Source organism: Staphylococcus sp. FSL W8-0271, from assembly GCF_038006605.1.
GTDB lineage: Bacteria > Bacillota > Bacilli > Staphylococcales > Staphylococcaceae > Staphylococcus > Staphylococcus cohnii.
In genome coordinates this window covers 2399832-2413989 of sequence record NZ_JBBOVM010000001.1, presented here as the reverse complement: position 1 = coordinate 2413989, position 14158 = coordinate 2399832, and the positions used below count along the sequence as shown (strand labels likewise).

12 protein-coding genes and 2 rRNA genes are annotated in these 14158 nt (G+C 36.7%); all 14 read left to right on the top strand.

Going from position 1 to position 14158, the window contains the following annotated elements:
* The first annotated feature begins 100 nt into the window (after positions 1-100).
* Positions 101-3021, top strand: a 23S ribosomal RNA gene (locus NST87_RS11880).
* Positions 3022-3098: 77 nt separating this feature from the next.
* Positions 3099-3213 (top strand): 5S ribosomal RNA (gene rrf / locus NST87_RS11875).
* A gap of 733 nt (positions 3214-3946) precedes the next feature.
* Complete coding sequence (locus NST87_RS11870) at positions 3947-5290, top strand: Orn/Lys/Arg family decarboxylase (RefSeq protein WP_071560441.1); 1344 nt, start codon at positions 3947-3949, stop codon at positions 5288-5290.
* Between the two features lies 1 nt (position 5291).
* Complete coding sequence (gene tmk, locus NST87_RS11865; RefSeq protein ID WP_040030576.1) at positions 5292-5909, top strand: dTMP kinase; 618 nt, start codon at positions 5292-5294, stop codon at positions 5907-5909.
* A 26-nt stretch (positions 5910-5935) separates the two neighbouring features.
* A complete protein-coding gene (locus NST87_RS11860) occupies positions 5936-6265 on the top strand; it encodes a cyclic-di-AMP receptor (protein ID WP_019467733.1) in 330 nt (109 codons plus the stop codon).
* Positions 6266-6390: 125 nt separating this feature from the next.
* The gene (locus NST87_RS11855; protein WP_019467732.1) at positions 6391-7317 is read left to right on the top strand and encodes a DNA polymerase III subunit delta' C-terminal domain-containing protein; all 927 of its coding nucleotides are present in this window, start codon (positions 6391-6393) and stop codon (positions 7315-7317) included.
* A 2-nt stretch (positions 7318-7319) separates the two neighbouring features.
* The gene (locus NST87_RS11850; RefSeq protein ID WP_340721741.1) at positions 7320-8123 is read left to right on the top strand and encodes a PSP1 domain-containing protein; all 804 of its coding nucleotides are present in this window, start codon (positions 7320-7322) and stop codon (positions 8121-8123) included.
* Between the two features lie 15 nt (positions 8124-8138).
* Positions 8139-8480 carry a DNA replication initiation control protein YabA gene (gene yabA, locus NST87_RS11845; protein ID WP_040030575.1) on the top strand — a complete coding sequence of 114 codons (342 nt, stop codon included), beginning with the start codon at positions 8139-8141 and terminating at the stop codon, positions 8478-8480.
* 110 nt (positions 8481-8590) lie between these two features.
* A complete protein-coding gene (locus NST87_RS11840; RefSeq protein WP_071560444.1) occupies positions 8591-9316 on the top strand; it encodes a tRNA1(Val) (adenine(37)-N6)-methyltransferase in 726 nt (241 codons plus the stop codon).
* Positions 9309-9557 (top strand): GIY-YIG nuclease family protein, encoded by a 249-nt coding sequence (locus tag NST87_RS11835; protein WP_019467728.1) that lies wholly within the window; start codon positions 9309-9311, stop codon positions 9555-9557. The genes NST87_RS11840 and NST87_RS11835 overlap by 8 nt, the downstream gene beginning before the upstream one ends.
* Before the next feature lie 5 nt (positions 9558-9562).
* Positions 9563-10396: a 16S rRNA (cytidine(1402)-2'-O)-methyltransferase gene (gene rsmI, locus NST87_RS11830; protein WP_019467727.1), complete on the top strand. Its 834-nt coding sequence runs from the start codon at positions 9563-9565 to the stop codon at positions 10394-10396.
* A 302-nt stretch (positions 10397-10698) separates the two neighbouring features.
* Entirely contained in the window at positions 10699-12672 is a 1974-nt protein-coding gene (gene metG, locus NST87_RS11825; RefSeq protein WP_340721740.1) for a methionine--tRNA ligase, read from the top strand.
* Positions 12673-12697: 25 nt separating this feature from the next.
* Complete coding sequence (locus NST87_RS11820) at positions 12698-13471, top strand: TatD family hydrolase (protein ID WP_019467725.1); 774 nt, start codon at positions 12698-12700, stop codon at positions 13469-13471.
* A 132-nt stretch (positions 13472-13603) separates the two neighbouring features.
* The gene (rnmV, locus tag NST87_RS11815) at positions 13604-14155 is read left to right on the top strand and encodes a ribonuclease M5 (protein WP_019467724.1); all 552 of its coding nucleotides are present in this window, start codon (positions 13604-13606) and stop codon (positions 14153-14155) included.
* Positions 14156-14158 lie beyond the last annotated feature (3 nt).

Here is a 14158-nt window from a genome sequence, read left to right as displayed (position 1 = left end):
TTGAATTCAAAAAGAAATAATCGCTAGTGTTCGAAAGAACACTCACAGATTAATAACATTTTGGGTTTTCAACCGACGGTTGTCGAGTTGAAAGCAAATAGATTAAGTTATTAAGGGCGCACGGTGGATGCCTTGGCACTAGAAGCCGATGAAGGACGTTACTAACGACGATATGCTTTGGGGAGCTGTAAGTAAGCTGTGATCCAAAGATTTCCGAATGGGGAAACCCAATACGAGTTATGTCGTATTATCGATACGTAAATACATAGCGTATCGAAGGTAGACGCGGAGAACTGAAACATCTTAGTACCCGCAGGAAGAGAAAGAAAAATCGATTCCCTGAGTAGCGGCGAGCGAAACGGGAATAGCCCAAACCAACGAGCTTGCTTGTTGGGGTTGTAGGACACTCTATACGGAGTTACAAAGGAATAGATTAGACGAAGCATCTGGAAAGATGCATCAAAGAAGGTAATAATCCTGTAGTCGAAAATCTGTTCTCTCTTGAGTGGATCCTGAGTACGACGGAACACGAGAAATTCCGTCGGAATCCGGGAGGACCATCTCCCAAGGCTAAATACTCTCTAGTGACCGATAGTGAACCAGTACCGTGAGGGAAAGGTGAAAAGTACCCCGGAAGGGGAGTGAAAGAGAACTTGAAACCGTGTGCTTACAAGTAGTCAGAGCCCGTTAATGGGTGATGGCGTGCCTTTTGTAGAATGAACCGGCGAGTTACGATTTGATGCAAGGTTAAGCAGTGAATGTGGAGCCGTAGCGAAAGCGAGTCTGAATAGGGCGTTGAGTATTTGGTCGTAGACCCGAAACCAGGTGATCTACCCTTGACCAGGTTGAAGTTCAGGTAACACTGAATGGAGGACCGAACCGACTTACGTTGAAAAGTGAGCGGATGAGTTGAGGGTAGCGGAGAAATTCCAATCGAACCTGGAGATAGCTGGTTCTCTCCGAAATAGCTTTAGGGCTAGCCTCAAGTGATGATTATTGGAGGTAGAGCACTGTTTGGACGAGGGGCCCTTCTCGGGTTACCGAATTCAGACAAACTCCGAATGCCAATCAATTTAACTTGGGAGTCAGAACGCGGGTGATAAGGTCCGTGTTCGAAAGGGAAACAGCCCAGACCACCAGCTAAGGTCCCAAAATATATGTTAAGTGGAAAAGGATGTGGCGTTGCCCAGACAACTAGTATGTTGGCTTAGAAGCAGCCATCATTTAAAGAGTGCGTAATAGCTCACTAGTCGAGTGACACTGCGCCGAAAATGTACCGGGGCTAAACATATTACCGAAGCTGTGGATTGTCCGTAGGACAATGGTAGGAGAGCGTTCTAAGGGCGTTGAAGCATGATCGTAAGGACATGTGGAGCGCTTAGAAGTGAGAATGCCGGTGTGAGTAGCGAAAGACGGGTGAGAATCCCGTCCACCGATTGACTAAGGTTTCCAGAGGAAGGCTCGTCCGCTCTGGGTTAGTCGGGTCCTAAGCTGAGGCCGATAGGCGTAGGCGATGGATAACAGGTTGATATTCCTGTACCACCATGTATCGTTTTAAGCGATGGGGGGACGCAGTAGGATAGGCGAAGCGTACGATTGGATTGTACGTCCAAGCAGTAAGACTGAGTGTTAGGCAAATCCGGCACTCTTAAGGTCAAGCTGTGATGGGGAGAGGAAATTGTTTCCTCGAGTCGTTGATTTCACACTGCCGAGAAAAGCCTCTAGCTAGATTTATGGTGCCCGTACCGCAAACCGACACAGGTAGTCAAGATGAGAATTCTAAGGTGAGCGAGCGAACTCTCGTTAAGGAACTCGGCAAAATGACCCCGTAACTTCGGGAGAAGGGGTGCTCTTTAGGGTTCACGCCCAGGAGAGCCGCAGTGAATAGGCCCAAGCGACTGTTTATCAAAAACACAGGTCTCTGCTAAACCGTAAGGTGATGTATAGGGGCTGACGCCTGCCCGGTGCTGGAAGGTTAAGAGGAGTGGTTAGCTTCTGCGAAGCTACGAATCGAAGCCCCAGTAAACGGCGGCCGTAACTATAACGGTCCTAAGGTAGCGAAATTCCTTGTCGGGTAAGTTCCGACCCGCACGAAAGGCGTAACGATTTGGGCACTGTCTCAACGAGAGACTCGGTGAAATCATAGTACCTGTGAAGATGCAGGTTACCCGCGACAGGACGGAAAGACCCCGTGGAGCTTTACTGTAGTCTGATATTGAAATTCGGTACAGCTTGTACAGGATAGGTAGGAGCCTTAGATACGTGAGCGCTAGCTTACGTGGAGGCGTTGGTGGGATACTACCCTCGCTGTATTGGATTTCTAACCCGCACCATTAATCATGGTGGGAGACAGTGTCAGATGGACAGTTTGACTGGGGCGGTCGCCTCCTAAAGAGTAACGGAGGCGCTCAAAGGTTTCCTCAGAATGGTTGGAAATCATTCATAGAGTGTAAAGGCACAAGGAAGCTTGACTGCGAGACTTACAAGTCGAGTAGGGTCGAAAGACGGACTTAGTGATCCGGTGGTTCCGCATGGAAGGGCCATCGCTCAACGGATAAAAGCTACCCCGGGGATAACAGGCTTATCTCCCCCAAGAGTTCACATCGACGGGGAGGTTTGGCACCTCGATGTCGGCTCATCGCATCCTGGGGCTGTAGTCGGTCCCAAGGGTTGGGCTGTTCGCCCATTAAAGCGGTACGCGAGCTGGGTTCAGAACGTCGTGAGACAGTTCGGTCCCTATCCGTCGTGGGCGTAGGAAATTTGAGAGGAGCTGTCCTTAGTACGAGAGGACCGGGATGGACATACCTCTGGTGTACCAGTTGTCGTGCCAACGGCATCGCTGGGTAGCTATGTATGGACGGGATAAGTGCTGAAAGCATCTAAGCATGAAGCCCCCCTCAAGATGAGATTTCCCAACTTCGGTTATAAGATCCCTCAAAGATGATGAGGTTAATAGGTTCGAGGTGGAAGCATAGCGATATGTGGAGCTGACGAATACTAATCGATCGAAGACTTAATCAAATTTAAAAGTTTTGTTGGTTGAACTAAATTTTACTTACTATCTAGTTTTGAATGTATAATAGTTATACATGATATTGTCTGGTGACTATAGCAAGGAGGTCACACCTGTTCCCATGCCGAACACAGAAGTTAAGCTCCTTAGCGCCGATGGTAGTCGGACTTACGTTCCGCAAGAGTAGGACGTTGCCAGGCAATTAAGACCCGAAAGGGTCTCTTTTTTTTACCAAAAAGGAGCTTAACTTCCAGTTCGAAGAACTGCAAACTGACAAAAGAAAGCGTTTGAAGCTGACGAAGTGAGCGAAAGACGAAACGAGCTTACAAGTGGTAAGTGAGTGAGGAAAGCGAGAAACTGAGGAAAGATGCGAGCGCTTGTCTAAAGTCAGGAAAGGTCCTTAGGGCCGAAGGTAGCTGACTTACGTTTCGCAAGAGTAGGTGAAGAGGAATACATGAGCTAAAGCTCATGTATAAGTCACACTATTCCAATAACATATAAAATTATAAGATATATAAGTCTCAGGTGAAGAGGAATACATGAGCTAAAGCTCATGTATAAGTCACACTATTCCAATAACATATAAAATTATAAGATATATAAGTCTCAAACGTAAAAATTAAAATTAAGAAGTGTGACTTTACAGGCAAGTAAATAGGATGCGATGAGCCGAGACCGAGAGGTCTCTTTTTTTTGCATTAAAAGAATTTTAACTGCATGAGTTCATGTATAAATACTCTTAATTTAAAAAATGATCATGATACTTTGACAGTATGGTCTTCAAGTGCACTCATTTTTTTATGTTATTATGTTAAAATGTAAAAGATTAAAACGTTATACTGTTTTATAAGTAGATGTGTATTTTACTATATAATAGTAGGAATGTGATGAAACAAGAAATATAGAAATAGAAATTGAAAAGTGAGGATAAGTATGAGTGAATCATTGTTACATAAACTGAAAGGATTATTAGCTGAAAAACCTATTTCATTACATGTACCTGGACATAAAAATATGACTATCGGATACTTAAACCAATTGAATTTCAAAATGGATGTGACAGAAATTACAGGACTTGATGACTTACATTCTCCTGAATCTGTAATAGCTGAAAGTATGCAAAGGGTTACCAAACATCCTGATTATGATGCTTATTATTTAGTAAATGGTACTACTTCAGGAATATTATCTGTAATTCAGGCATTTTCCTCAAAAAAAGGGGATTATGCGATAGTACGGAATGCACATAAATCTGTATTTCATGCATTAGATTTAATAAAGGCAAAAGCACAATTATTAAAAATGGATGTTAGTGATGTTACGAATCAATATTTAGGACCTAACAAAACGTCATTATATGATCAAGTTAAAGATAGTAAGCTAGCAGTATTTACTTATCCTAATTATTATGGTGAATGTTTTGATATTAAAACTGTTATGGAATGTTTAAAATCATTGAAAATACCAACGCTAATCGATGAAGCACATGGTGCACATCTAGGTTTAGAACATTTCCCTGAGACAACATTAAACTTGGGGGCAGATTATGTTGTGCAATCATACCATAAAACATTGCCGTCACTAACGATGAGTTCAGTGATATTTATTCATAAAAATGCACCTTATAGAGAAGAGGTCATAAAATATTTATCTTATTTTCAATCTTCTAGTCCATCATATCTATTAATGAGTAGCTTAGAACTCGCGCAAAAATTTTATGAAGACTATAATAGTGAATGTTTTTTTCAAAAAAGAGAACAACTGATTCAACAATTAAAAAGCAAAGAGTTTGAAGTGATTGAGGTCGATGATCCACTGAAAATAAATATAAGATATAAGGGTTATAATGGCTATGAATTGCAATCATACTTTGAAACACAGCATATTTATGTTGAGTTGGCTGATGACCTTCAAGTATTAATGGTCTTGCCGTTATGGCACGAAGATGATCAATACCCATTTGATGAACTATTATCAAGGATTGAAGACATCCAATTAGTAGAGAGACAGTGGGATATAAATACTAGCATACCGTATAGAACTGAAAGTAGTGTGTACTATGGTGGCGAAATACAGCAGGTACGAAAAATAGACATAAAGTATGCTAAAAATAAAATATTAGCTAATCACATTGTGCCATATCCTCCTGGTATTCCGTTAATGTTTAAGGGAGAAAAGATAACAGAAGATATGGTAAAATTAATGGATTATTGGTGTGAACATCATCAGAGCGTTGAAGGAATTAAAAATTTAAAAATAGAAATTAAGGATGAATAAGATGTCGGCTTTTATAACTTTTGAAGGACCAGAAGGTTCTGGAAAAACAACTGTGATACAACAAGTTGCAGAAAAACTAAAATATGAATATAATATCATACTTACGAGAGAGCCAGGAGGCGTAAAGACAGGAGAGCAGATAAGAGAAGTATTACTCGAGGGAGAAGACATGGATGATCGGACTGAAGCATTATTATTTGCTGCATCAAGACGCGAACATCTTGTAGGCAAAGTTATCCCAGCATTAAATAATGGTAATGTTGTTTTATGTGATCGCTATATTGATAGTTCATTAGCATATCAAGGGTATGCAAGGGGTATAGGTATAGAAGAAGTTAAATCTATTAATGAATTTGCGATTAATGGATTATATCCAGATTTAACAATCTATCTAGATGTTAGTGTTGAAGTTGGTAGAGAGAGAATACTCAAAAATCAAAGAAATCAAAATCGTTTAGATCAAGAAGATGTAAAATTTCACGAAAAAGTAGTTGAAGGTTATAAAAAGATTATTCATAATGAGTCTGAACGCTTTATTGTAATTAATGCGGATCAAAGTATAGATAAAGTAGTGAAAACAACGTATGAATCTATCACCAATTATTTAGAAAAATTATGATATAATATTCAAAAGAGGTGTTTAGTATGAAAATGATTATAGCAATCGTACAAGACCAGGATAGTCAGGAACTTTCGGACAAACTTGTTAAACATAATTTTAGAGCGACAAAACTTGCAACAACAGGTGGATTTTTAAGAGCAGGCAACACAACGTTCTTATCAGGTGTAGAAGATGATCGTGTCGATGAAATGTTACAGGTTATTAATGACACTTGTGGTAATAGAGAACAACTTGTATCGCCGATTACCCCAATGGGTGGAAGTGCTGATTCATATATACCTTATCCAGTTGAAGTGGAAGTTGGCGGCGCAACGGTATTTGTTATGCCAGTAGAAGCGTTCCATCAATTCTAAAAATGTGGTTGCTGTATATGGTAACTTTTCGAATTACATGTTGCTAAGTGATTAGCTAATATTAAATGTAATTTGTTAAGGCACTGTGTATTAGCAGCCTTTTTATATAAAGGAGCAACATTATCATGGATGAACTAGAAAGACTGACAAAAGCATATCAATCTAATAAACTATCGCATGCATATTTATTTGAAGGTGACGATGGACAGACAATGCAACAAGTTGCTATCGATTTTTCTAAAATGATTTTATGTGGTGAAGAAAATCAATGTCAGTTAAAAGTAGAAACATTTAATCATCCAGATTTTATGTATGTGTCTTCTGAAGAAACGACTATAAAAAAAGATCAAATAGAGCAATTAGTACATCATATGAATCAATTGCCTATTGAAGGAAATTATAAAGTATATATTATAGAATCCTTTGAAAAGTTAACGATTCAAGGTGAAAATAGTATATTAAAATTTCTAGAAGAGCCTCCAGATAATACAATTGCCATTTTATTAACTACGAAACCTGAGCAAATTTTAGACACAATTCACTCGAGATGCCAGCATGTTTATTTTAAACCAATTAATAAATTAAATTTTATAGATAGATTAGTCGAGCAAGAAATCACGCGACCTGTTGCGGAATTGTTAAGCGCTTATACAACACAGATAGAGACTGCTGTTGCGTTAAACGAAGACTCAGACTTAATGGCACTGCGAAAGAGTATCATTAAATGGTGTCAGTTAATATTGAAAAATCGTTCGATGGCATTAATAGCAATTGTTGATTTATTAAAACAAGCTAAAAACAGACGCTTACAGTTATTAACATTGGCGGCAGTTAACAGTTTCTTTGAAGATATTATGCATGCTAAAGTAGGATTAGAAGATGCAATGATATTCCGAGATTTACAGGTAGAAATCAAACAATACGCACAAAATTTAACATATAATCAGATTGTTTTAATGTTTGATCAGATAACTGAAGCACATAAAAAATTAAATCAGAATGTAAATCCAACATTAGTATTTGAACAAATCGTTATAAAAGGGGTGAAATAATTATGCAAAACGTAGTAGGTATACACTTTCAACACTCAGGTAAAATGGAGTATTACTCACCGCAAAATTTTGACTTAAGTTTAGGCGAGTGGCTTGTTGTTGAATCAAAACGAGGATTAGAAGTTGGACGAGTGAAGTATGAACCTTTAAATGTAGCTGATGAAGATGTGGCATTACCTTTAAAACAGATTGTTCGTAAAGCTACAGAAAAAGATATAGTACAATACGAACAAAATGAACATGATGCAAAAGATGCTTTGAATTTGTGCAAAGATATTATTCAACAACAGCATTTGGATATGCGTTTAGTAAATTGTGAATTTACTTTGGATAAATCGAAAGTTATTTTTAATTTTACATCAGATGAACGTGTAGATTTTAGAAAGTTAGTGAAGGTATTAGCTCAAAAATTAAGAACAAGAATAGAATTAAGACAAATTGGTGTTAGAGATGAAGCAAAATTATTGGGAGGCATTGGACCTTGTGGTCGTTCGTTATGTTGTTCGACTTTTTTAGGTGACTTCGAACCAGTTTCGATAAAAATGGCTAAAGATCAGAATTTATCTTTAAATCCTTCAAAGATTTCTGGTGCTTGTGGTCGGCTTATGTGCTGTTTAAAATATGAAAATGACTATTATGAAGAAGCAAGAGCTCAGTTACCAGATGTTGGGGATGTCATTGAAACACCAGAAGGTAATGGTAGAGTTGTGGGTTTAAATATATTAGATATATCTATGCAGGTTAAAATAGAGGGTCTTGAACAACCATTAGAATATAAAATGGAAGAATTAGAAACATTAAATTAGGAGGCCGTGACAACATTGAATCGAAGCGACATATTTGAAAATCTAGCTCATTTAGAGGAAAACATTAATCAAATTAATCGTGACATGTTAAATTTAAAAAATCTTACAGTAGCATTAATTGAAGAAAATGTCTCATTACAAATAGAGAATGAGAATTTAAAAACATTAATAGATAAAGAAGAAAAAACTAAAAAAATAGAAAATGATAAAAAAGATCAACCTAAACGCCCATTACGTAGCAAAGATAATTTAGCGATGCTATACAAAGAAGGCTTTCATATATGCAATGGAGAGCTATTTGGCAAACATAGAAAAGGCGACGACTGTTTGTTTTGTCTCGAAGTATTAAGTGAGTAGTATAAATATCATTTATAAAAACAGAAAAATATGGAGTTGAGGATGAGAAAAGCGATAGGCTTCATTAGCGAAGCATCGTAAACTCATCCTCTTTTTTGGAGGTTACAAAAATGTTAATGGAAAATGAGAGGTATGATTTTTTACTAAGAGAGAAGTTAGAAATTATACAAAATGATGAAGTTTTTTCTTTTTCAACGGATGCTTTGTTACTCGCACATTTTACAAAAGTAAAGAAAAAAGACGTCATTATGGATCTGTGTTCCGGTAATGGTGTTATTCCTTTATTACTATCCCATAAAGGAAATCAATTTATTGAAGGTATCGAAATACAAGAACAATTAGTGAACATGGCTAAAAGAAGTATTGCTCACAATCATCTGAATAAAAGAATTCATATGTATCATATGGATTTGAAGCAAGCACATCATATGTTTAAACCGTCACAGTATAGTCTTGTTACATGTAATCCTCCGTATTTTAAAGTGAATCAACAATTTCAGCATCAAAAAGATGCGCATAAAATTGCGAGACATGAGATAATGTGTACATTGGATGATTGTTGTTTTGAGGCGCGGCATTTATTGAAAGAAGGCGGTAGGTTTTTAATTGTCCATCGTGCTGACCGTCTTATGGATGTCTTAAGTAGTATGAGACATTATCGAATAGAACCTAAGAAGCTTTATTTTATTTATAGTAAACCTGGTAAAGTAGCCCAAACAATTGTAGTTGAAGGTAGGAAAGGTGGAAATCAAGGGTTAGACATCCAGCAACCATTCTATATATATAATGAAGATGGAACATACTCAAAAGAAATGAGAGAAGTCTATTATGGATAAACATTTTATTTATATCGTTAGATGTAAAGATGGAAGTTTATATACTGGTTATGCAAAAGATATAGAACAAAGAGTAGCAAAGCATAACAGCGGTCAAGGCGCTAAATATACTAAAATAAGACGACCAGTAGAGTTAGTTTATCAAGAAGTGTTTGATACCAAATCAGAAGCTATGAAGCGGGAATATGAAATCAAAACATTTTCTAGACAGGAAAAATTACAGCTGATAAGTGAGGGGTAAGAAGAATGGCGACATTGTATTTAGTAGGTACACCGATTGGAAATTTAGCTGATATTACATATAGAGCAGTTGATATTTTACGAACCGTAGACTTGATCGCATGTGAAGATACACGTGTGACAAAAAAGCTTTGTGCGCATTATGATATACACGCACCGTTGAAATCATATCATGACCATAATAAAACACAGCAAACGGAATACCTCATTCAGCAATTACAGGAAGGGGTTAATATTGCGTTAGTGTCAGATGCTGGGCTACCTTTGATAAGTGATCCTGGATACGAACTTGTAGTAGCTGCTAGAAATAATAGAATCAGAGTTGAGACAGTACCTGGACCTAATGCTGGTTTAACCGCATTGATGGCAAGTGGATTACCCTCATTTACATACACGTTTCTTGGGTTTTTACCAAGGAAAGAAAAGGCGAAATATGATTTGTTAGAACAACGCATGTTTCAAGATAGTACTTTGATTATTTATGAATCACCGCACCGTGTTAAAGATACATTAAAGACCATTTATAAAATAGATGCGCAAAGAAATGTATCAATAGGTAGGGAATTGACAAAAAAATTCGAGGAAATTATCACGGATAAAGTTGAGAATTTACTAATGAAACTAGATGAAGGAGAAATACTTACAAAAGGCGAATTTGTCATCATCATCGAGGGGGACATTGCAGCAGAAGATACGTCTTGGTTTGAAAATATGTCTATACATGAACACGTTGGACATTATATTAACAAGAATATGAAACCTAAAGCAGCGATTAAACAAGTTGCAGAAGACAGGCAAATGAAGACAAGTGAAGTATATGATGTATATCACAATGTATAAAACACAAGATGACAAAATGCAATGCTAAAAAGAAAATTAAATAATAATTTTTTGAAATTTTATCAATAAAACCAAGCGAAAAATTCCCATAACAAGCTTGATTTATGGTAATGTAGATAAGATAGAGATTATTTATCATGTTGTAAAATGAGTGGAAATTGCTAAGGGATAAATACTTAATTTTATGCTAAATCAAACGTATTAAAATGATTAATAAATATAAATTGAACACTTATCTGCTTCATTGAAAATAAAAATAAATTTAGATATATTTGAAGTGAAAGAAACGAGGAGGAACATTGATGGCGAAAGAAACATTTTATATCACTACACCTATATATTATCCGAGTGGGAATTTACATATCGGTCATGCATATACAACTACAGCTGGTGATGTCATCGCACGTTATAAAAGAATGCAAGGCTATGATGTTCGATATTTAACAGGAACGGATGAACATGGTCAAAAAATACAGGAAAAAGCGCAAAAATCAGGGAAATCAGAATTAGATTATTTAGACGAAATGATTTCAGGCATCAAAGCGCTGTGGAAAAAGTTAGAGATATCCAATGATGACTTTATTCGTACAACTGAAGCGCGTCATAAAGAAGTTGTACAACAAATATTTGAACGCTTATTGGCACAAGGTGACATATATCTAGGTGAATACGAAGGCTGGTATTCTGTACCGGATGAAACGTATTATACGGAAACACAACTTGTTGATCCTGTATATGAGAACGGTGCAATTGTCGGAGGTAAAAGTCCTGATTCTGGACACGAAGTAGAATTGGTAAAAGAAGAAAGCTATTTCTTTAATTTATCAAAATATACTGACCGTTTATTAGAATTTTATGATGAAAATCCTGATTTTATTCAGCCACCGTCTCGAAAAAATGAAATGATTAATAATTTCATCAAACCAGGATTAGAAGATTTAGCAGTATCTCGTACATCATTCGATTGGGGTATTCATGTTGAATCGAATCCAAAGCATGTTGTTTATGTGTGGATTGATGCACTAGTTAACTATATCTCATCACTTGGTTATTTATCAGATGATGATAGCTTGTTCAAAAAATATTGGCCTGCAGATATCCATATTATGGCTAAGGAAATAGTTAGATTCCATTCTATTATCTGGCCGATTTTATTGATGGCTTTAGATATTCCTTTACCTAAAAAAGTCTTTGCACATGGTTGGATTTTAATGAAAGATGGCAAAATGAGTAAATCAAAAGGGAACGTAGTAGATCCTAACGTATTGATTGATCGTTATGGCTTAGATGCAACACGTTATTATTTAATGCGTGAGTTACCATTTGGTTCTGATGGTGTATTTACTCCAGAAGGGTTTGTAGAACGTACAAATTATGATTTAGCTAATGACTTAGGTAACCTAGTTAACCGTACAATTTCAATGGTTAATAAATATTTTAATGGCGAACTACCAGCTTATGAAGGACCTAAACACGAATTAGATGAAGAAATGGAACAATTGGCACTTGATACAGTAAAAACGTTCCATGAAAATATGGATAATTTACAATTCTCAGTGGCACTTTCAACAATATGGAAATTTATAAGTAGAACGAATAAATATATCGATGAAACAACACCTTGGATTTTAGCAAAAGATGAGAACCAGAAAGAAATGCTTGGCAATGTTATGGCTTATTTAGTAGAGAATATCCGTATCATTGCAGTGCTATTAAGACCGTTCTTAACAAATGCGCCAAAACAAATTTTTGAACAGTTAAATATCAATTCACCTGAATTATATGAATTTAACAGTATAGAACAGTATGGTGCGTTAACAGAGCCAATTATGGTAAGTAGTAAACCACAGCCTATCTTCCCACGCTTAGAAAGTGATGCTGAAATAGAATATATCAAGCAATCTATGCAACCAGATAAGGTGGAAGAAGCGCAAGAAGAAGTACCTAGTAAAGCGCAAATTGATATCAAGGATTTTGATAAGGTAGAAATCAAAGCGGCCACGATTATTGATGCTGAGAATGTAAAAAAATCTGACAAATTATTAAAAATCCAAGTTGATTTAGATAATGAACAACGTCAAATCGTTTCAGGCATTGCTAAGTTCTATCAACCAGAAGATATTATCGGAAAAAAAGTTGCGGTAGTTACCAATTTGAAGCCGGCTAAATTAATGGGTCGAAAATCAGAAGGTATGATTTTATCTGCTGAAAAAGATGGTGTACTTACACTGGTAAGCCTTCCGAATGCAATTCCAAATGGTGCAGTAATTAAGTAATCATAGATAAAGGGAGCGATTTAATATGCTAATCGATACACATGTTCATTTAAATGCAGAACAATATGATGAAGATTTAGAAGCGGTTATTGAGCGTGCAAGAGATAATGGCGTAGATCGTATGTTTGTAGTAGGCTTTGATACACCGACTGTTGAACGTACAATGGAATTAATTGATCAATACGACTTTATATACGGTATTATTGGATGGCACCCTGTAGATGCTATTGATTGCACAGAAGAAAGATTGGCATGGATAGAAAAGTTGGCAGCACACCCTAAAGTTATTGGAATTGGTGAAACTGGCTTAGATTATCACTGGGATAAATCTCCAAAAGATGTCCAACAATCTCTGTTCAGAAAACAAATCGCACTAGCTAAGCGCGTTAATCTACCAATCATTATTCATAATAGAGAGGCAACTCAAGACTGTGTAGATATTTTGAAAGAAGAGCATGCAGAAGAAATTGGCGGTATTATGCATAGCTTTAGTGCATCACCTGAGATTGCAGAGGATGTCATTAATAAATTAAATTTCTATGTGTCTTTAGGAGGACCTGTTACATTTAAAAATGCGAAGCAGCCTAAAGAAGTTGCTAAACATGTCCCATTTGATAGATTATTAGTTGAAACAGATGCACCGTTCCTATCTCCGCATCCATACAGAGGAAAGCGAAATGAACCAGCACGTGTAACTTTGGTAGCTGAACAAATTGCTGAGTTACGGGAAGTTAGCTATGAGGAAGTTTGCCGTCAAACAACTGAAAATGCTGAACGGTTATTTAAATTAAAAGCATAAAGATATTATTTTAAAGGTATCGGTCTGAAATATGGCTTAGTTGGTATATGAATACTAAGAGTAACCATAATTTGAGCCGATATCTTTTTATTTTTTCTTAAATGAAGTAAAAAATGAAAGGTGTCACAATAAATGAAGATAAATGAATTTATTGTAGTAGAAGGTAGAGATGATACAGAGCGGGTGAAAAGCGCTGTTGATTGCGACACAATTGAAACAAATGGAAGTGCAATTGATGAAAAAACGTTAAATGTGATTGCACAAGCGTATGAAACAAGGGGTGTCATTGTTTTAACAGACCCTGATTTCCCAGGTGATAAAATTCGTAATACAATAAAAAAGTATATTCCAGGGGTTAAACATGCTTATATTGATCGAGAAAAAGCCAAGAGTAAACGTGGTAAAATAGGTGTCGAACATGCGAAAATCGAAGATATCAAAGAAGCTTTGATTCATGTGAGTACGCCATTTGAAGAGGGATATGAAAGCATCAATAAGGATGTTTTGATTGATCTTGGATTAATTATAGGTAAAGATGCACGCAGAAAAAGGGAAATTTTAGGAAGAAAACTTCATATCGGTCATTCAAACGGGAAGCAACTACTTAACAAGTTAAATGCTTTTGGTTATACAGAAGAAGACGTTAGAAATGCCCTGAAAGATAATAAAGGAAGTGAAGAATAATTG

Bases quoted from the DNA above. Each gene is read 5' to 3' on its own strand.
- NST87_RS11870 (WP_071560441.1), top strand. From the start codon at position 3,947: ATGAGTGAATCATTGTTACATAAACTGAAAGGATTATTAGCTGAAAAA.
- tmk (WP_040030576.1), top strand. From the start codon at position 5,292: ATGTCGGCTTTTATAACTTTTGAAGGACCAGAAGGTTCTGGAAAAACA.
- NST87_RS11860 (WP_019467733.1), top strand. From the start codon at position 5,936: ATGAAAATGATTATAGCAATCGTACAAGACCAGGATAGTCAGGAACTT.
- NST87_RS11855 (WP_019467732.1), top strand. From the start codon at position 6,391: ATGGATGAACTAGAAAGACTGACAAAAGCATATCAATCTAATAAACTA.
- NST87_RS11850 (WP_340721741.1), top strand. From the start codon at position 7,320: ATGCAAAACGTAGTAGGTATACACTTTCAACACTCAGGTAAAATGGAG.
- NST87_RS11840 (WP_071560444.1), top strand. From the start codon at position 8,591: ATGTTAATGGAAAATGAGAGGTATGATTTTTTACTAAGAGAGAAGTTA.
- NST87_RS11835 (WP_019467728.1), top strand. From the start codon at position 9,309: ATGGATAAACATTTTATTTATATCGTTAGATGTAAAGATGGAAGTTTA.
- rsmI (WP_019467727.1), top strand. From the start codon at position 9,563: ATGGCGACATTGTATTTAGTAGGTACACCGATTGGAAATTTAGCTGAT.
- metG (WP_340721740.1), top strand. From the start codon at position 10,699: ATGGCGAAAGAAACATTTTATATCACTACACCTATATATTATCCGAGT.
- NST87_RS11820 (WP_019467725.1), top strand. From the start codon at position 12,698: ATGCTAATCGATACACATGTTCATTTAAATGCAGAACAATATGATGAA.
- rnmV (WP_019467724.1), top strand. From the start codon at position 13,604: ATGAAGATAAATGAATTTATTGTAGTAGAAGGTAGAGATGATACAGAG.